The sequence below is a fragment of the Pseudomonas kielensis genome (genome assembly GCF_030505375.1).
Taxonomy (GTDB): Bacteria; Pseudomonadota; Gammaproteobacteria; order Pseudomonadales; family Pseudomonadaceae; genus Aquipseudomonas; species Aquipseudomonas kielensis.
This window is the reverse complement of record NZ_CP130043.1, coordinates 646,130-664,391: the sequence shown is the minus strand read 5'-3', so window position 1 is coordinate 664,391 and position 18,262 is coordinate 646,130. Positions and strand designations below refer to the sequence as shown.

Below are 18,262 nucleotides of genomic sequence, written 5' to 3'. Positions count from 1 at the left end.
TTCTGCCTGAACAGATTAGAGAAACGAGCATGCATAACGTCGTCATCAGCGGCACCGGCCTGTACACCCCGGCCAACAGCATCTCCAACGAAGAGCTGGTGCAGTCTTTCAATACTTACGTCGCCCAGTTCAATGCCGACAACGCCCAGGCCATCGAGCGTGGCGAAGTCGAGGCGCTGACCGAGTCCAGCGCTGCCTTTATCGAAAAAGCTTCCGGGATCAAGAGCCGCTTTGTCATGGACAAGGAAGGCATTCTCGACCCCGCGCGCATGGCACCACGCCTGCCTGAGCGCTCCAACGACGAATGGTCGGTGCTCTGCCAGATGGCCATCGGCGCTGCCGAACAAGCCCTGCAGCGTGCCGGCAAGACCGCCGCGGACATCGACGGGGTGATCGTCGCCTGCTCCAACCTGCAGCGCGCCTACCCGGCCATCGCCATCGAAGTCCAGGAAGCCCTCGGCATCCAGGGGTTCGGTTTTGACATGAACGTGGCCTGCTCCTCGGCCACCTTTGGCATCCAGGCTGCCGCCAACAGTGTGCAACTGGGCCAGGCCCGGGCCATCCTGATGGTCAACCCGGAAGTCTGCACCGGTCACCTGAACTTCCGTGACCGCGACAGCCACTTCATCTTCGGCGATGCCGCGACGGCGGTGATCATCGAGCGTGCTGACCTGGCGACCTCCCCGTACCAGTTCGACGTGGTCAGCACCAAGCTGTTGACCAAGTTCTCCAACAACATCCGCAACAATTTCGGTTTTCTCAACCGCGCCGCGGAAGAGGGCATCGGTGCCCGCGACAAGCTGTTCGTCCAGGAAGGCCGCAAGGTGTTCCGTGACGTGTGCCCGATGGTCGCGGAACTGGTGGGCACTCACCTGCAGGAGAACAGCCTGAACGTCAGCGACGTCAAGCGTTTCTGGCTGCACCAGGCCAACCTCAGCATGAACCACCTGATCGTCAAGAAACTGCTGGGCCGTGAAGCCACGGAAGAAGAGGCACCGGTGATCCTCGACACCTATGCCAACACCAGTTCGGCCGGTTCGGTGATTGCTTTTCACAAGCATCAGGATGATCTGCCTGCCGGCTCCCTGGCGGTGCTCAGCTCCTTCGGCGCCGGTTACTCGATTGGCAGCGTGATCCTGCGCAAACGCTGATCCTGCGTTAGCAAAACACCCCTCACAGCCTGCGGTTGCGCCGCAGGCTGTCGCTTTTCCTCCCTCGTAATCCCTCTATCTCGCGGCTTTCAGCCCGCTCGACGATGCGTAGCAGATTTATTTCGATTCGAAGTAAAAAAGTTCCGTTGTCATCAAATCTTTATCTAATGGCAACTTGCCTGCAATACGCCCTCGCCAAGATTCCCTCCCAACACAAGCGGGCCTGAACCGCGTGTTTCCAGCTTTAGACCACCAATTAGGGGAACTCTTCGATGATCCGTAAGCACTTCGCCGGTTTTGCTGCCAGCGCACTGGCCATGGCAGTGACCGCCCAGGCTTTCGCTGGCACCGTCACCTCTGACGGCGCTGATATCGTAGTCAAGACCAAGGGCGGCCTCGAGGTCGCAACCACCGATAAAGAATTCAGCTTCAAACTGGGTGGCCGCCTGCAAGCGGACTACAGCCAGTTCGACGGCATCTACACCAAAAATGGTGACACGGCGGATGCGGCCTACTTCCGTCGCGCCTTCCTGGAGCTGTCCGGTGTGCTCTACACCGATTGGGCCTACACCATCAGCTACGACTTCTCCCATAACGCCGGCGACTCCGACAACGGTTACTTCGACGAAGCGTCCCTGGCCTACAACGGCTTCAAGCCGGTGTCGATCAAGGTCGGCCGCTTTGACCCGGACTTCGGCCTGGAAAAAGCCACCAGCTCCAAGTGGGTTACCGCGCCAGAGCGCAACATGGCCTATGACATGGTCGACTGGGCCAACGGTCACCAGAATGGCCTGGGCCTGCAAGCCTCCAGCACCTTTGCCGAGTCGTTCTACGCCTCCGCCGGCGTGTTCAGCAAGGACACCGACGACACCGATGGCAACAGCGTCAAGCAGGTCAACGGGCGCTTCGTCTTCGCCCCAATGCACGAAGCCGGCAATGTCCTGCACTTCGGTCTGAACCTGGCATCCCGCGATGTCTCGGATACAGCCTTCGACTCCCGTTATCGCACCCGGATGGGCATGCGTGGCGTGGAAACCCTGGGCGGCAACGATGCGGGCAGCAACGGCAACCGTCCGGTGCTGGGTGGCAGTTCCTCTTCGCCAGCCGGTTCCTTCGACCGTGACGACGCATTGGGCCTGGAAGCCGCGTTCGCCATGGGCCCAGCCTCGATCCAGGGTGAATACATCACCCGCAAGACCAAGGCTGACAGCAGCGCTTATGAAGACATCAAGGGCCACGGCTTCTACGTACAGGGCGCCTACACCCTGACGGGCGAGTCCCGCGGCTATAAAGTCGGCAAGTTCGACGCGATCAAGCCGGCCAACAAGTCGGTGGGTGCCTGGGAAGTGTTCTATCGCTACGACAGCCTGACCGTCGAAGACGACAACATCACCACCGCCACCCTGACCCGTGACGTCGGCGATGCCGAAGCCAAGGTGCACACCCTGGGCGTCAACTGGTACGCCAACGAAGCGGTGAAAATCTCCGCGGCCTACCTCAACGCCAAGACCGAGAAGGTCACCAACGCCACTGCAGCCAGCGGTTCGACCCCGGCACAACGCACTGGCGATGACAGCGGCGACGGTTTTGTAGTCCGCGCGCAATACGTGTTCTAAATCGCAATACCCGCAGCATGAGCTCTACTTCATCCGTTAAAGCTCCTTTCGTTTCACCCCGCCTCGGCGGGGTTTTTTTTATTCCGGCAAGCCTCGGGGATGGGCGATACTCGGCAGGTCTTGAGGTCGTGCCTGTGGGGAACAGAATGCCGTTACATGTTTTGGACAGTCTGTCCGCCATTGCGCCGCCAGAGTGGGACGCGCTAGTGCCTGACACTCAGCCGTTCCTGCGCCATGCTTTTCTCAGCAGCCTGGAAGACAGTGGCAGCCTCGGCCCGCACTCGGGCTGGCAGCCGGAACACCTGTTGCACATCGAAGACGGTCGCCTGCTGGCGGCGTTGCCCAGTTACCGCAAATGGCATTCCTATGGCGAGTACGTGTTCGACCATGCCTGGGCCGATGCCTGTGAGCGTGCGGGAATCACCTATTACCCCAAACTGTTGAGCGCCGTGCCGTTCAGTCCGGTCAGCGGTCCGCGTTTGCTCGTGGCCGATGGGCAGGACGGTGTTGAGTTGCTCAAGAGCTTGCCGGGCTATCTGGAGATCGAAGAACTCTCCAGCGCCCATATCAATTTCACCGATGCCTTTACCGACGCCGCCCTGGCCCAGCAGCCGGGCTGGTTGCAGCGCGTTGGCTGTCAGTATCACTGGCAGAACCGCGGTTACCGGGACTTCCAGGATTTTCTCGATGTGCTCAGTTCGCGCAAGCGCAAGCAGATGCGCAAGGAGCGCGAGCAGGTGGCGGGGCAGGGCATCGAGTTTGAATGGCTGGAGGGTCAGCAACTGGACCAGGCACAGTGGGATTTTGTCTATGCCTGCTACGCCAATACCTACGCGGTGCGCCGGCAGTCACCCTACCTGACCCGGGCGTTTTTCAGCCTGCTGGCCGAGCGTATGCCGCAAGCGATTCGTGTGGTGTTGGCCAAGCAAGGTTCGCGGCCGGTGGCCATGGCGTTCAGCCTGGTGGGCGGCGATCGTTTTTATGGCCGCTATTGGGGCTGCCTGGCGGAGTTCGACCGTTTGCACTTCGAGACCTGCTTCTATCAGGGCATGGACTATGCGATTGCCAACGGTTTCCAGCGCTTTGATGCCGGTGCCCAGGGCGAACACAAGCTGATTCGTGGTTTTGAACCGGTGATCACCCACTCCTGGCATTACTTGCGTCACCCTGGGCTCAAGTCCGCGGTGCAGGACTTCCTGGCGCGCGAGCGCGTCGGGGTCCTGGGGTATGCCGAGGAAGCGAAGAGCGCCTTGCCTTATCGACAAGGCTGATCTTCGCGCCGCACGCCGCTCAGTTGTCTTCTTTGCCCAGCCAGCGATAGACCACGCCGCCAATCACCGCGCCCAGCAGCGGCGCCAGCCAGAACAGCCACAGTTGCTGGATCGCCCAGCCGCCGACAATCAGCGCTGGTCCGGTGCTGCGTGCCGGGTTGACTGAGGTGTTGGTGACCGGGATCGAGATCAGGTGAATCAGGGTCAGTGCCAGGCCGATGGCGATCGGGGCAAAGCCTGCGGGGGCACGTTTGTCGGTGGCACCGAGGATGATCAGGATGAACATCGCGGTCATCACCAGTTCCGTGACAAACCCTGCGGCCATCGAGTAGCCGCCGGGGGAGTGCTCACCGTAACCGTTGGAAGCCAGGCCGCTGGCCAGCTCGAAGCCGGGTTTGCCACTGGCGATGAAGTAGAGCAGGGCCGCGGCGATGATGCCGCCGAGCACCTGGGCGATGACGTAGGCCGGCAGTTCCTTGGCCGGGAAGCGCCCGCCGACCACCAGCCCGAGGGATACCGCCGGGTTGAGGTGGCAACCGGAGATGTGGCCGATGGCGAAGGCCATGGTCAGCACCGTCAGGCCAAACGCCAGGGCCACCCCCAGCAGGCCGATGCCCACCTCGGGAAAACCCGCCGCCAGCACCGCACTGCCGCAACCGCCCAACACCAGCCAGAACGTACCTACCAACTCTGTAGCCGATCTTTTTAACAGAGACATGAGAGTGTGCCCTTTCGAGTTAACGCTGCCGTGTGCCTCTGCAGATGGACTACAGAACCATCTCCAGAACCTTTGCTGAGTGAAGCAGGATTTTTCTGGAATGCCAGTTCGGGGAGCGTCAGAGGCCCTGAGCGAGGGGCTCTGGGGGCTCGTGGGGGCATATCGAGCAGCCTTTGTGGGAGCGAGCCTGCTCGCGAAAAGCCAGAGAGCACGACGGGGTGTCAGGCCACGGGCGTCATCATTGATGACCATCGCGAGCAGACTCCGCTCGCTACGATTTCAATCGATGCCGACAAACCCTCCGGTCTGGTGCTGCCAAAGCCGTGCATACAAGCCGCCGTGGGCGAGCAGTTCGGCGTGGCTGCCGCTTTCGGCGATCTGGCCGTTTTCCAGGACCACCAGGCGGTCCATGCGGGCGATGGTGGAGAGGCGGTGGGCGATGGCGATCACGGTCTTGCCCTGCATCAGGGTTTCCAGGCTTTCCTGGATCGCGGCTTCGACTTCCGAGTCCAGGGCTGAGGTCGCTTCGTCCATGATCAGGATCGGGGCGTCCTTGAGCAGCACCCGGGCGATGGCGATCCGCTGGCGCTGGCCGCCGGACAGTTTCACCCCGCGTTCACCGACGTGGGCATCGAAGCCGGTGCGCCCTTCGGCGTCGGACAGCAGCGGGATGAATTCATCGGCCCGGGCCTTGTGCGCCGCTTCCCAGAGTTCGGCGTCGGTGGCGTCGGGTTTGCCGTAGAGCAGGTTGTCGCGGATCGAGCGGTGCAGCAGCGAGGTGTCCTGGGTGATCATGCCAATGCGCTCGCGCAGGCTTTCCTGGGCGACGTGGGCGATGTTCTGGCCGTCGATCAGGATCTGTCCGCCCTGCACGTCGTACAGGCGCAGCAGCAGGTTGACCAGGGTCGATTTACCCGCGCCCGAAGGGCCGATCAGGCCGATCTTCTCACCGGGCTTGATGACCAGGTTGAGGTCGCTGATGATTCCGCTTTTTTTGCCGTAGTGGAACGCCACATGCTCGAAGCGCACTTCGCCACGCGTCACTTCCAGGCGGGGCGCCGGTTCGCGGTCGGTCACGCTGATTGGCTGGGCGATGGTCTGCAGGCCGTCCTGGACCATGCCGATGTTTTCGAAAATGCCGTTGACCACCCACATGATCCAGCCCGACATGTTGACGATGCGGATCACCAGGCCGGTGGCCAGGGCAATCGCTCCCACCGAGATCAGCGACTGGGTCCACAGCCACAACGCCAGGCCGGTGGTGCCGACGATCAACAGGCCGTTCATGGTGGTGATGACGACGTCCATGCTGGTGACCACACGGCCGGCCAACTGGGATTTTTCGGTCTGTTCCGCGATGGCCTCGCGGGCGTACTGCTGTTCGAAGTTGGTGTGGGCAAACAGCTTGAGGGTGGTGATGTTGGTGTAGCCGTCGACGATCCGCCCCATGAGTTTGGAGCGGGCATCGGACGACACCACCGAGCGCTCCTTGACCCTGGGGACGAAGTAACAGAGCGCGGCGATGTAGGCGGCGATCCAGGTCAGCAACGGGATCATCAGGCGCCAGTCGGCCTCGGCGAACAGCACCAGCGAGCTGATGGCATAGATCAGCACATGCCACAGCGCATCCACGGCCTGCACTGCAGAGTCGCGCAATGAGTTGCCGGTTTGCATGATGCGCTGGGCGATGCGTCCGGCGAAGTCGTTCTGGAAAAAATTCAGGCTCTGCTTGAGCACGTAGCTGTGGTTCTGCCAGCGGATCATGCTGGTCATGCCGGGGCTCAGGGTCTGGTGCACCAGCAGGTCGTGCAGGCCGACAAACACCGGCCGCAGAATCAGGGCCACCACGGCCATCCAGGCCAGCTCGGCACCGTGCACCTTGAAAAAGTCGGCATTCGGCGTGCCCTGGGCGAGGTCGATGATCCGGCTCAGGTAGCTGAACAGCGCCACCTCGACCAACGCGGCAAACAGGCCCACCACCAGCAACGCGACGAAGCTGGGCCAGACTTGGCGCAGGTAATAGGTATAGAAGGGCAGCACCCGGTCGGGCGGGGCCGCTGTCGGGGCTTCACGGAAGATGTCGATGAGTTTTTCGAAGCGGCGATAGAGCATCAGTCAAACGCCCGCGTGCGGGCTCTCCTGTTTTGATGCGAGCGGCGCGATCAACCATCCGCTGCCGCTCGGGACGCCCTGTACAGCTTAGTCGATGCGCTTGGCCGACTTGATCAGCACCGGGTCGATCGGCACGTTCTGCATGCCTTGTTTGGTGGTGGTTTGCGAGTTGACGATGATGTCGACGACGTCCATGCCCTTGACCACTTTGGCGAAGACCGCGTAGCCGGCATCGCGGCCCGGGTTGAGGAAGTCGTTGTCGGCAACGTTGATGAAAAACTGGCTGGTGGCCGAGTTCGGATTGGACGTGCGGGCCATCGACAGGGTGCCACGTACGTTGTGCAGGCCGTTGCTGGCTTCGTTCTTGATCGGTGCCTTGGTGTCTTTCTGCGCCATCTGTTGGGTGAAACCACCGCCCTGGACCATGAAGCCCGGGATCACCCGGTGGAAAATGGTGTTGTTGTAGAAGCCGCTGTCGACGTACTCAAGGAAGTTCTTGGTACTGATCGGTGCCTTGACCGGGTCCAGTTCGATTTCGATCTGGCCGTTGGTGGTCTCCAGCAGTACGTGGGGAGCCTTGGTCGCTTCGGCGGCCATCAGGTTGGCGGCGAACAGTACGGTGCCGGCCACGAGGGCGATTTTTTTCAGCATGGGTCAGTGATCCTGGATAGTGGTGTCGACTGTGGTTAAAAACTCAAGCAGGGTTTGGTTGAAGCGGTGTGGCTGGTCCAGCGGGGTGGCGTGGCGGGAATCGTCGATCACCACCAGGCGCGCATCGGGCAGCAGTTTGACATAGGCCGCCTTGAGTGCCACCGGGGTGTAGTCGCGGTCGGCGCTGATGACCAGGGTTGGACAGGTCACTCGGGACAGTCGTTCCTCGACCCCCCAGCCAACAATGGCATTGAAGCTGGCGAGATAAGCACGTTTGTCGTTTTTTGCCCAGCGCTCGGCCATCTTTTGCCGCAGCCCGGCCTGGTCCGGCTTGGGGAACAGCTTGGCACCCAGGGCTTTGCCAATGGTGCCCAGGCTCAGCACGTGCATCAGGCTCCAGCGCTTGAACCATTGCCAATAATCATCGGCGCTGCGTAGCTTGACCTGGGGGGCGCTGTTGACGATGCACAGGCTCTTGAGCAGCGCCGGTTGATCCACTGCCAGCTGAAAGCCGATCATCCCGCCCATGGACAACCCCACCAGGTGGGCCGGGCCAAGGTTGAGGTGCTCGATCAAGGCCACCAGGTCGGCGCTGAAGCCGGCAATGCTGTAGCGCTCGCGGGGCTTGTCGGAACGGCCATGGCCGCGCACGTCGGGGACGATCACTCGGTAATGTGCCGCGAGCTGGGGAATCTGCTGCTCCCAGTCCAGGGTGCTCGAGCCCAGTCCGTGCACCAGCAGCAACGGTGTGCCGTGGCCATACTCCTCGTAGTGCAGGGTGCAACCTTCATGCTCGAAATAGGCCATGGCGCAACTCCTTGTCAGGCTTGTTCTGGGGCGGCGAACGGGGCATCCAGCGGCGCGGTGTCGAAGGTGCGCAGCAGTTCGATGAGGATCTGCGTGGCCGGGCCCAAGGGTTTGTCCTTGTTCGAATAGAGATAGAAGCTAGGGTTGCGGCTGCCACCCTGGTCCAACGGTAGCAGCTTGAGCACGCCTTCCTTGAGTTCACGCTCGATCAGGTGCCGGGGCAGCCAGGCAAAACCCAGGCCGCTGCTGACGAAGGTCGCGGCGGTGGCCAGGCTGCCGACGGTCCAGCGCTGCTCGGCACCCAACCAGCCGACGTCGCGCGGTTGCTGCCGGCCGGAGTCGCGGATCACCACTTGCAACTGGCTTTCCAGGTCCTGGAAGTTCAACTCGCGGTTGAGCCGGTGCAAGGAGTGCTCGGGGTGGGCCACGGCGACAAATTCGACATCACTGAGCTCCGCCCCAAGGTAGCCGGGAATGCTGAACCCACAGATGGCCAGGTCGGCCACGCCTTCGAGCAGCACCTCCTCGACCCCGGACAGTACTTCTTCGCGCAGGCGCACGCGGCAACCCCGGCTTTGCGGCATGAACGCGGTGAGCGCGCGGACCAGCCGGGCACTGGGGTAGGCGGCGTCGACCACCAACCGCACCTCAGCCTCCCAGCCTTGCTCCATGTGGTGGGCCAGGTCTTCCAGTTGGCTGGCCTGTTTGACCAGTTGCCGCGAGCGCCGCAGCAGCACGCCACCGGCCTCGGTCAGCACGGCCTTGCGCCCGTCGATGCGCAGCAGCGGCACGCCGAGCTGGTCCTGCATGCGCGCCACGGTATAGCTGACGGACGATTGCGAGCGGTGCAGCACTTCGGCCGCCTGGGCGAATCCGCCGTGGTCGACCACGGCCTGCAGCGTGCGCCATTGATCAAGGGTCACGCGGGGCGCTTTCATGATGGGCTCCTCTTGTCCTAAGCTGGCGCCTTCCATTGGAGGCTGCCGAATGAAAAAAATCTGTTGTGTGCTGCTGGCGATGTTGCCGTTGAGTGCGTTTGCCTATCCCATCGATGTCGAGAAACAACTCAATGGCCTGAAGATTGACTACACCACCTACGCCACTGACTACGACATGGGCTCCATCACCCTGAACAACTACGGCGATAAAGCCGCCGACTGCAAGGTGATCTTTCGCAACGGTCCGGAGTCTCCGCGCACCCGCCGGGTCAGTATCGAGCCGGGGCGCAGCGCCGAGCTGTCGGCCAAGTTCAGCCGCAAGATCATCAAGCTCTACCTCACGGTAACTTGCACCCCGAAATGATCGGCTGCGGGACGAGGCGGTTGGGCATGCTTCGCTTATAAACGAATTTATTGATGGGTTGTAGCAGTTATTTGCGCTTTTTCATCGATATGACTCTGTTTACTCTCCACTCCATCGACTTACAGCATTCACCGATGGAGGCTACATCCCATGTCCCGCGTTCTGATCATCGAAAGCAGTGCCCGCCAGCAAGACTCGGTATCCCGTCAACTGACCCAGACCTTTATCGAGCAGTGGCAGGCCGCACATCCGGCCGACTCGATCAGCGTCCGCGACCTGGCGAGCCAGCCGGTCCCGCACCTGGATGGCAATCTGCTGGGTGGCTGGATGAAGCCCGCCGAGCAGCGCACTGACATCGAACAGGCTTCGCTGGAACGTTCCAACCTGCTGACCGACGAACTGCTGGCCGCCGATGTCCTGGTGCTGGCCGCGCCGATGTACAACTTCACGATCCCCAGCACCCTCAAGGCCTGGCTCGATCACGTGCTGCGCGCCGGGGTCACCTTCAAGTACACCGCAACCGGCCCGCAAGGCTTGCTCAGCGGCAAGCGCGCCTATGTGCTGACCGCTCGCGGCGGGATCTACGCCGGCAGCAGCAGCGATCACCAGGAACCCTACCTGCGCCAGGTCATGGCGTTCATCGGTATTCACGATGTCACCTTCATCCATGCCGAAGGCATGAACCTGGGTGGCGACTTCCAGGCCAAGGGCCTGGACCAGGCCAACGCCAAACTGGCTAAGGTCGCTTGATATGTTAATCGCCAGATAATCGCTGGGTGGTCTAGTGAGCTGGCGTACCCCTTCAAGGTTGCATGCGTATCGAACCTCCCTTTGCACTTGTTGCTCCTGAGTGCTCCCGCCCGATTGCACGCTTTAGCGAGATCGGGCTTTTTTTTGCCCGCCATTTGCCCGCTGGCCAGTGTGTAGCGGTTGTGGGGGGCTGCTGGTTCCACAAAATTTGTGTTGGTTGGGTGTTCGCGATCAGCCCTAAAAACCGCTATCGTCGCCGCCATTGAAAAATGAGGCGAGCATGGGCTATCTACTTTTTGTCACGCTGATCCAGGCGTTTTCCTTCAGCCTGATCGGCGAATACCTGGCCGGTCATGTCGACAGCTACTTTGCGGTGCTGGTGCGGGTGGTCCTGGCCGGGCTGGTGTTCATTCCGCTGACCCGCTGGCGCTCGGTAGAACCGGCGTTCATGCGCGGGATGCTGGTGATCGGCGCCTTGCAGTTCGGCGTGACCTACGTCTGCCTGTACCTGAGCTTTCGTGTGCTGACGGTGCCGGAAGTGCTGCTGTTCACCGTCCTCACCCCCCTGCACGTGACCTTGATCGAAGACGCGCTGAATCGCCGCTTCAACCCCTGGGCACTGGTGGCAGCGCTGGTGGCGGTGCTGGGTGCCGCCGTGATCCGCTACGACCGCATCAGCCCGGACTTCCTCATGGGCTTCTTGCTGCTGCAACTGGCCAACTTCACCTTCGCCGCGGGGCAGGTGATGTACAAGCACCTGGTGGCGAGGTACCCCAGCGACCTGCCGCACTACCGACGGTTTGGCTACTTCTACCTGGGGGCCTTGCTGGTGGTGTTGCCGGCGTTCCTGTTGTTCGGCAAAAGCAACTTCCTGCCCGAAGCCCCGCTGCAATGGGCGGTGCTGCTGTTTCTTGGCCTGGTGTCCACGGCGCTGGGCCTGTACTGGTGGAACAAGGGCGCCTGCCTGGTCAACGGCGGGACCCTGGCGGTCATGAACAACCTGCACGTGCCGGTGGGCTTGCTGCTCAACCTGCTGATCTGGAACCAGCATGAAGAACTGGGGCGGCTGCTGTTGGGCGGCCTGGTGATCGTGGCGGCGGTGTGGATCAGCCGGTTGGGCATTCGCCCACCGGCCACCACCACCTGAGGTTGGGCATTACCCCCGCTGTTGTTCCAGCGGCGCGATGTGACTGGCCCCCAGCACCGCCGGCAGGATCCCGGCCCGCAGGTCGTTGCCGCTGGGTTGCTGGTACAGGCTCAGGCCAAAATCCGGCAGCACTGCCAGCAGGTAGTCGAAGATGTCGCCCTGGATGCGCTCGTAATCGGCCCAGGCGGTGGTGCTGGTAAAGCAATAGATTTCCAGCGGCACGCCTTGGGCAGTGGTCTGCATCTGGCGGACCATGCAGGTCATGTTCGGCTGGATATGCGCATGGCTCTTCAGGTAGGCCAGCGCGTAGGCGCGGAAGGTGCCGATGTTGGTCATCCGCCGGCGGTTGGCTGACATCACCGCGACGTTGCCCTGGGCCTCGTTCCAGGCCTTGAGTTCGGCCTGCTTGCGCGTCATGTAGTCGGTGAGCAGGTGGATATTGCTCAAGCGCTGCTCTTCGTCATCGGTGATGAAACGCACGCCGCTGGCATCGATGAACAGGCTGCGCTTGATCCTACGCCCGCCGGCGGCCTGCATGCCGCGCCAGTTCTTGAATGACTCGGACATCAGGCGCCAGGTCGGGATCGAGACGATGGTCTTGTCGAAGTTCTGCACCTTGACCGTGTGCAGGGTGATGTCCACCACATCGCCATCGGCCCCCACCTGAGGCATTTCAATCCAGTCGCCGACCCGCAGCATGTCGTTGCTGGTCAGTTGCACGCTGGCGACGAACGACAGCAGGGTGTCCTTGTAGACCAACAAAATCACCGCCGACATGGCGCCCAGGCCCGACAGCAGCAGCAATGGCGAGCGGTCGATCAGGGTCGCGACGATGATGATCGCGCCGAAGATGAACAGCACCATTTTCGCCAGTTGCACATAGCCTTTGATCGAGCGGGTCCGGGCGTGTTCGGTGCGCGCGTAGATGTCCAGCAGGGCATTGAGCAGGGCGCTGATGGCCAGCACCAGGAACAGGATGGTGAACGCCAGGGCCACGTTGTCGAGAAAATTGCGGGTGATCTTGTTCAGTTCAGGAATCAGGTTGAGGCCGAACTGAACCACCAGTGACGGCGTCATCTGGGCCAGGCGGTGGAACACCTTGTTGTTGAGCAAGTCATTGAGCCAATGCATGGCCGGTTGCCGACCGAGCAATTTGACGGCGTGCAGGATCAGGTAGCGCGCCACTCGTCCGACGACCAGCGCTACCGCCAGCAATATCAGCAACGCCAGGGCGGAGTACACGCGCGGGTGTTGCTCCAGCGCGGTCCAGAGTTCTTGGGTATTGAGCCAGAGCTGTGTGAGATCCATAAGCTAAAACGATTCTTCTGTAGGACAGGACGGGGCCGATTAGAGCATTTAAGCGGTGTCGGGTTTGGTTTTGCGACAAAACAGCTAACAAAATACCCACTGTTTGCGACCGTTTGCATAAAGAAACTCGGCCTGAGCGCTCGAAACCGGTACCCTATGCAGCTGTTTTTTTGCATTTCTTCGAGGTAGCACCCGTGTTTTCCCAATTCGCCCTGCACGAACGCCTGCTCAAAGCCGTGGCCGAGCTTAAATTTGTCGAGCCAACGCCTGTGCAGGCAGCGGCTATCCCGCTCGCGCTGCAAGGGCGTGACCTGCGGGTGACGGCGCAAACCGGTAGCGGCAAGACCGCTGCATTTGTCCTGCCGATCCTCAACCGCTTGATCGGCCCGGCGAAAGTCCGTGTCAGCATCAAGACCCTGATCCTGCTGCCGACCCGTGAGCTGGCCCAGCAGACCCTCAAAGAAGTGGAACGCTTTTCGCAGTTCACCTTCATCAAGTCTGGCCTGATCACCGGCGGTGAGGACTTCAAGGTCCAGGCCGCCATGTTGCGCAAGGTGCCGGACATCCTGATCGGTACGCCAGGGCGGATGATCGAGCAACTGAACGCCGGCAACCTCGACTTGAAAGAAGTTGAAGTGCTGGTGCTCGACGAAGCCGACCGCATGCTCGACATGGGCTTTTCCGAAGACGTCCAGCGCCTGGTCGACGAGTGCACCAACCGTCAGCAGACCATGCTGTTCTCGGCCACCACCGGCGGTTCGGGCCTGCGCGAGATGATCGCCAAGGTGCTGAACAACCCTGAGCACCTGCAGCTCAATGCGGTCAGCCAGTTGAACGCCACCACCCGTCAGCAGATCATCACCGCTGACCACAACCAGCACAAAGAGCAGATCGTCAACTGGCTGCTGGCTAACGAGACCTATCAGAAGGCCATCGTCTTCACCAACACCCGGGCCATGGCCGACCGTATTTACGGCCGCCTGGTGGCGCAGGAGTACAAGGCGTTTGTCTTGCACGGTGAGAAAGACCAGAAGGACCGCAAGCTGGCGATCGACCGTCTGAAGCAGGGCGGGGTGAAGATCCTGGTGGCCACCGACGTAGCCGCTCGCGGCCTGGACGTGGATGGCCTGGACCTGGTGATCAACTTCGACATGCCACGCAGCGGCGACGAGTACGTGCACCGTATCGGCCGTACCGGGCGTGCCGGTAACGATGGCCTGGCGATCTCGCTGATCTGCCACGGCGACTGGAACCTGATGTCGAGCATCGAGCGCTACCTCAAGCAGAGCTTCGAGCGCCGCACCATCAAGGAAGTCAAAGGCACCTACGGCGGACCGAAAAAGGTCAAGGCTTCGGGCAAGGCCGTTGGCGTGAAGAAGAAAAAGACCGACGCCAAGGGTGACAAGAAGAAGTCAGCCGCCAAGGCGCCGACCAAGCGCAAGATCGCCAACCGGCCGAAGACCGACGCCCTGTCGCTGGTCAGCAAGGACGGCATGGCCCCGCTCAAGCGCCGCAAGCCGGAAGCGCCAGCGGCGGAATAACGCGCTGCGCTGATCGCCAAAACCCGGACCTGGTCCGGGTTTTTTTTGCACTGTCGCAACGGCTTGCGGGATCAACCGTCGACCTTTTTCTCTGCCGTATCCAGCTCCTTGAGCCGCTGGTCAATCAACTGGCACTTGTCCGGCAGGTCCGCGGCGGCGGTGCCCAGGTCCATTTTCTGTAACTCGTCGTTGATCTCCTTGGCCTTGGTCGGGTTCTGCTCGGTGAGCGTGGCCACTCGCTGGGCCAGTTGCTCTCGTTTGGCCGTGGCTTCTTCAGGCGTGCAGGCCCAGGCGGGCAGGGCGCTGCACAGTGTGGCGATCAAGGTCATTTTCAGCAGGCGGTTCATGGCAGTGGCCTCTGGTTGCCGTTATACGGTTACCCGGTTGAGGGCCTGCGCCAGGGAAAAGTTCAGCCTGTTGTCATGAGTGGCAACAGCTGGTGCCAGCTTTCTCCTCATAGCGATCGTGATGGCGCACCCAATCCATGATCGGGTCCTCATTGCGTCCCTTGGGCGTCAGGTCCAGGTAGTTGTAGGCGCCTACCAATAAGTCCAGGCCACGGGCGTAGGTGGAGTAGGTGTGGAAAATCTCACCGGCTTGATTGCGATAAAACACGCTTAGGCCGGGGAGTTCTTCTTCGGCGCTGTCGGACTTTTCGTAGTTGTAGGTTGCGGTGCCGGTCGCTAGTTCCTCCGCGCGGGCCGAGACGCCGAAGTCGTAGTTAAAATCGCAACCTTCTGATGACAGCCAGTCGAACTTCCAGCCCATGCGCCGCTTGAAGGCTTGGAACTGTGCCAGCGGCGCGTGGGACACCGCCACCAGGGCCACGTCATGGTGGGCCAGGTGTTGGTTGGCGCCGCCGATGTGGTCCGCAAGGAAGGAGCAGCCCGGGCAACCTTCGTCCCAGCCGTCGCCGAACATGAAGTGGTAGATGACCAGTTGGCTGCGACCGCCAAACAGGTCGGCCAGGCTCAGTTCGCCGGTTGCGCCCTGGAAGCGATAACCCTTGTCGATTTTCACCCAGGGCAGGGCGCGTCGCTCGGCGCTGAGCTTGTCCCGTTCGCGGGTGAAGGCCTTTTCGTGGGCCAGGTGCTGGCGGCGGGCGGCCAGCCATTGCTCCCGGTTCACCACCGGGTGATCGTGAATGTGCATGCTGTGTTCTCCTGCCTGCTGGGGCGAAAGTCGATCCGCGCTGCGCGGTTGCACCGTCCTGCATCATCTAGTCGTCTGGTCGCGGGCGATTCGACATACCGTCGGTCGGGAGTGGCAAAAAACTCGGCTGAACGGCTACCGATCGCACCGGTCACAACCTATGCAGACCCTCTCACTGGTAGTTTTGGAGGTTGAATCAGGATGACGACTTACAACTGGGACTTGATCGAACGGCTGTTGCACGAAGCGCAGAACAGCGCTGGCCACAGCTTTACCCCGCGCCCCTACGCCGAACAGCACGCCGTGGCCAAGGCCGCCGAAGGTGAGTCGACCGGCAATCTGGACGAGTTGAAGGTCACGGCCACCGAGTATGAAAAGCTGCTGCTGGACCGTGGCTTCATCGAATCGCGCCCCGAGGATCAGGGGGGCAATGGTGAGAACTTCATCCTGACGCCCCGCGGTTCGAGCTTGCTGAGCCTGCTCGACAGCAGCATCCCGGGCAACGATCACCCTCGACAGGTGTTGGATGAGCAGGCCGATGCACTGGATCCGGCGACCTTTGATGAGGTGGCCGGTAAAGCGCAGATCGCCTGACGAGCCGTTGGCGCAGGGGCAACCCTACCTCAGGTCCTTAGACACTTCAGGGCCTGGAGGTTGCTGCGCAGCTTGTCGATCTTCTGCACCAGACGCTGACGCTGATTGGCGCTGCTCTGGTCCATCAGGTCGACAAGCAGGCTGCGGGCCTGGGCTTCGGTGTCGCTGAAGGCCTGGCGGTAAGCGGGGGTCCACAGGCTTTCGCGGTCCACCAGCAGGGCTTCGATCCGCGGGGCAAAATCTGTGCTCTGGCGTTGCGCCATGGCAGCGCTGAATTGCGCCTGCCAATGGGCGCGGTTGGCGATCCATTGCTGGTTCTGCTCGCCGAGCGCGGTGGACCAGGCCGTCACGCGTTCTTTCTGTGCTGGATTGAGGGGCCCCAGCCAGTCGCTCAGGCGCTTGTCCATGCGTTCGCCGCGTTGGCGGATCTGCTGGGCCAGTGGTGGTTTGAGGTATTTGTCCCGGTGTTCGCGCAAGTCTTTGGCGAAGACCTGGTTCATCCCCTTGACCTGTTGATCACTCATGCCCTGCAACAGCTCAACGGCCGAGGGGGTGATTTGCCGGGCGGTCTGGGCGATGGCCTGCCTGGCCTCCAGGGTGCGACGTTGCAAGGCATCTTCGCTGACCTCATTACTGGCGATCATCTGCTGCAGCCCACTCAACCAATCGAGGTAACCCGGCAATTGGGTCGAGCAGTGCCAGCTCAGGTGTTGCTTGAGGCGTTCGTCGAGCCAGTCCTTCTGCTGGCTGTTCATGTCCAGGTAGTCGTCGAGCGTCCAGGGAATCAGCATGTCGAGGTTGCGATAGGCCAGGTCTACGCGGTTGCAGGCCGTCAGTGCCAGGCACAGGCTCAGGAGCAGACTCAGGTGGTGCAACCAGCGCGTCATGGGCCAATCCTTGCGAAGGTGTTGTCCTGGTATCTGAACGCACAAACCGGGCGGCAGTTCAGCTCATCAATAGAACGAGCGTTCGGCCTTGAAGGTCAGCAGGCCGTCGCATTGGCTGTTGTGCCCGGAATAGGCGCTGCACGCGCTGCCATTGAGGTTTGAATCACTGTAGATCAGGTTCAGGTCGATGCCCAACCACGGCCGCGACAGCTTGACCGACCAGTCGTTGAAGGTGGAGATGTAAGCGCCATCGGCGATCGACACCGGGCTGTTGAGCCGGTGGCTGGTGTACTTGAGGCTGAGCCCGATGCCGAAGGGTTCGTTACCGCTGAGGTTGGCAAACAGTGTGCTGTTGCGCCGGTCGGGGTCGTTGCTGAAGGCCGCGCCGAAGCGGCTGCCGAGCAGGGTCAGGCCACCGAAAAACTCCTGGCTGTCGAGGGTGTCCAGTTGCGGGTAGCTGTAGTGGATCATGCCCACTTCATAACCCAGGGTCTGGTCGAAGGGTTGCTTGAAGCCCAGGTAGGAGTCGACTTCCAGGTTGCTGCTCGGCGACAGGCCCATGCTCGGTGTCCATTGGCCGACATACCAGCCACTGTCGTGGCTCAGGTCCAGGCCGCCATGGAAGGACCCGCTGCTGGACGGCTTGACCAGGCCCTGGGCCATGCTGCGGCTCGGGCTGGTACCCAGCTTGAGGTCGTAGTCTCCGAGTTCGCGCTGGAATATCTGCGCGTCGGCGCGCATGCAAGCCAGCAGGCTGATCAGGAAAATCGTCGGTTTGAACATAGGGGGGAGGTTACGGGTACTGCGGGGAGTGTTCCAGTCCTAGCGCTTCGATATCCAAAGCGCTTAGGGACCAGGGTGACGCGCGGGGTATTATTTTTTGCCCAGGGTGATCTGCTTGGACGGGCCGAACGTCTGGCCGCTGACGCCTTTGGCAATTTGCTGGATCTCGCCACCGGACTTGAGGAAGGCAGCAATCTGGTCGTTGATCGATTCGCTGGTTTCAACGGCTGGAGCTGGCTTTGCTTTGCTGTTGGATGCTTTTACGCGCATGGCGGCCATTAACCTGTAGAAAATTAACTTGGCCAGGCATCGTACAGGAAATACTTGACAATTGCTTGGTAAATATCCTCTGGAATAACCAGGGCGCACGCTCGGTGAATACAAAGTTGCAGTTGTGAATATTCCCCTAAGTCACTGTTTTAAATAACAACCTGAGTGATCAAGAGCGCCCGCCTGACCGTTTGTCGACCGT

Annotated in this window: 19 protein-coding genes; 8 read left to right on the top strand and 11 right to left on the bottom strand. The window is 61.3% G+C overall.

From position 1 onward, the window contains the following. Positions 1-29: 29 nt before the first annotated feature. The 3 genes from Q1W70_RS03375 to Q1W70_RS03365 all read left to right on the top strand — a co-directional run bounded on the left by Q1W70_RS03375 (position 30) and on the right by Q1W70_RS03365 (position 4,038). Positions 30-1,151, top strand: coding sequence for a beta-ketoacyl-ACP synthase III (locus tag Q1W70_RS03375; protein WP_166592117.1), 1,122 nt, complete (start codon positions 30-32; stop codon positions 1,149-1,151). Positions 1,152-1,423: 272 nt separating this feature from the next. Then, entirely contained in the window at positions 1,424-2,767 is a 1,344-nt protein-coding gene (locus Q1W70_RS03370) for an OprO/OprP family phosphate-selective porin (RefSeq protein WP_166592116.1), read from the top strand. A gap of 146 nt (positions 2,768-2,913) precedes the next feature. After that, complete coding sequence (locus Q1W70_RS03365; RefSeq protein WP_166592115.1) at positions 2,914-4,038, top strand: GNAT family N-acetyltransferase; 1,125 nt, start codon at positions 2,914-2,916, stop codon at positions 4,036-4,038. Positions 4,039-4,057: 19 nt separating this feature from the next. Here the strand turns inward: Q1W70_RS03365 and aqpZ are convergent, their stop codons facing one another. The 5 genes from aqpZ to Q1W70_RS03340 form a co-directional block, all read right to left on the bottom strand. Beyond that, the gene (aqpZ, locus tag Q1W70_RS03360; protein ID WP_265537300.1) at positions 4,058-4,756 is read right to left on the bottom strand and encodes an aquaporin Z; all 699 of its coding nucleotides are present in this window, start codon (positions 4,754-4,756) and stop codon (positions 4,058-4,060) included. Positions 4,757-5,035: 279 nt separating this feature from the next. After that, positions 5,036-6,868, bottom strand: coding sequence for an ABC transporter ATP-binding protein (locus tag Q1W70_RS03355; RefSeq protein WP_302098633.1), 1,833 nt, complete (start codon positions 6,866-6,868; stop codon positions 5,036-5,038). Between the two features lie 87 nt (positions 6,869-6,955). Next, positions 6,956-7,519, bottom strand: a complete 564-nt coding sequence (locus Q1W70_RS03350; protein ID WP_166592113.1) for a peptidylprolyl isomerase — start codon at positions 7,517-7,519, stop codon at positions 6,956-6,958. 3 nt (positions 7,520-7,522) lie between these two features. Further along, positions 7,523-8,326, bottom strand: coding sequence for an alpha/beta fold hydrolase (locus Q1W70_RS03345; protein ID WP_182343828.1), 804 nt, complete (start codon positions 8,324-8,326; stop codon positions 7,523-7,525). A 14-nt stretch (positions 8,327-8,340) separates the two neighbouring features. Beyond that, positions 8,341-9,264 (bottom strand): PA3225 family LysR-type transcriptional regulator, encoded by a 924-nt coding sequence (locus Q1W70_RS03340; protein WP_166592111.1) that lies wholly within the window; start codon positions 9,262-9,264, stop codon positions 8,341-8,343. 49 nt (positions 9,265-9,313) lie between these two features. On the opposite strand from Q1W70_RS03340, the gene Q1W70_RS03335 reads away from it, so the two are divergent. The 3 genes from Q1W70_RS03335 to Q1W70_RS03325 all read left to right on the top strand — a co-directional run bounded on the left by Q1W70_RS03335 (position 9,314) and on the right by Q1W70_RS03325 (position 11,525). Then, positions 9,314-9,628, top strand: coding sequence for a 3-phosphoglycerate kinase (locus Q1W70_RS03335; protein WP_166592110.1), 315 nt, complete (start codon positions 9,314-9,316; stop codon positions 9,626-9,628). Positions 9,629-9,778: 150 nt separating this feature from the next. Beyond that, positions 9,779-10,378 carry an FMN-dependent NADH-azoreductase gene (locus Q1W70_RS03330; RefSeq protein WP_166592109.1) on the top strand — a complete coding sequence of 200 codons (600 nt, stop codon included), beginning with the start codon at positions 9,779-9,781 and terminating at the stop codon, positions 10,376-10,378. Positions 10,379-10,658: 280 nt separating this feature from the next. Beyond that, a complete protein-coding gene (locus Q1W70_RS03325) occupies positions 10,659-11,525 on the top strand; it encodes a carboxylate/amino acid/amine transporter (protein WP_302098632.1) in 867 nt (288 codons plus the stop codon). Between the two features lie 9 nt (positions 11,526-11,534). Here Q1W70_RS03325 and Q1W70_RS03320 read toward each other — a convergent pair whose 3' ends face one another. Then, a complete protein-coding gene (locus Q1W70_RS03320; protein WP_166590555.1) occupies positions 11,535-12,833 on the bottom strand; it encodes a mechanosensitive ion channel family protein in 1,299 nt (432 codons plus the stop codon). Between the two features lie 194 nt (positions 12,834-13,027). Between Q1W70_RS03320 and Q1W70_RS03315 the strand changes: the two genes are divergently transcribed. Further along, the gene (locus tag Q1W70_RS03315) at positions 13,028-14,374 is read left to right on the top strand and encodes a DEAD/DEAH box helicase (protein WP_095080400.1); all 1,347 of its coding nucleotides are present in this window, start codon (positions 13,028-13,030) and stop codon (positions 14,372-14,374) included. A gap of 71 nt (positions 14,375-14,445) precedes the next feature. On the opposite strand, the gene Q1W70_RS03310 is transcribed toward Q1W70_RS03315, so the two are convergent. Together Q1W70_RS03310 and Q1W70_RS03305 are read right to left on the bottom strand one after the other, a co-directional pair. Then, positions 14,446-14,721 (bottom strand): hypothetical protein, encoded by a 276-nt coding sequence (locus Q1W70_RS03310; RefSeq protein ID WP_185818696.1) that lies wholly within the window; start codon positions 14,719-14,721, stop codon positions 14,446-14,448. A 73-nt stretch (positions 14,722-14,794) separates the two neighbouring features. Continuing rightward, entirely contained in the window at positions 14,795-15,526 is a 732-nt protein-coding gene (locus Q1W70_RS03305) for a DUF899 domain-containing protein (RefSeq protein WP_265537302.1), read from the bottom strand. A gap of 201 nt (positions 15,527-15,727) precedes the next feature. On the opposite strand from Q1W70_RS03305, the gene Q1W70_RS03300 reads away from it, so the two are divergent. Beyond that, a complete protein-coding gene (locus tag Q1W70_RS03300; protein WP_166590552.1) occupies positions 15,728-16,120 on the top strand; it encodes a transcriptional regulator in 393 nt (130 codons plus the stop codon). 29 nt (positions 16,121-16,149) lie between these two features. Here the strand turns inward: Q1W70_RS03300 and Q1W70_RS03295 are convergent, their stop codons facing one another. The 3 genes from Q1W70_RS03295 to Q1W70_RS03285 all read right to left on the bottom strand — a co-directional run bounded on the left by Q1W70_RS03295 (position 16,150) and on the right by Q1W70_RS03285 (position 18,069). Continuing rightward, the gene (locus Q1W70_RS03295; protein ID WP_166590551.1) at positions 16,150-17,007 is read right to left on the bottom strand and encodes a DUF6279 family lipoprotein; all 858 of its coding nucleotides are present in this window, start codon (positions 17,005-17,007) and stop codon (positions 16,150-16,152) included. A gap of 66 nt (positions 17,008-17,073) precedes the next feature. Beyond that, complete coding sequence (locus tag Q1W70_RS03290) at positions 17,074-17,790, bottom strand: TorF family putative porin (RefSeq protein ID WP_302098631.1); 717 nt, start codon at positions 17,788-17,790, stop codon at positions 17,074-17,076. A gap of 90 nt (positions 17,791-17,880) precedes the next feature. Beyond that, positions 17,881-18,069, bottom strand: a complete 189-nt coding sequence (locus Q1W70_RS03285) for a PFL_1563 family small protein (protein WP_030131898.1) — start codon at positions 18,067-18,069, stop codon at positions 17,881-17,883. Between the last annotated feature and the right edge of the window lie 193 nt (positions 18,070-18,262).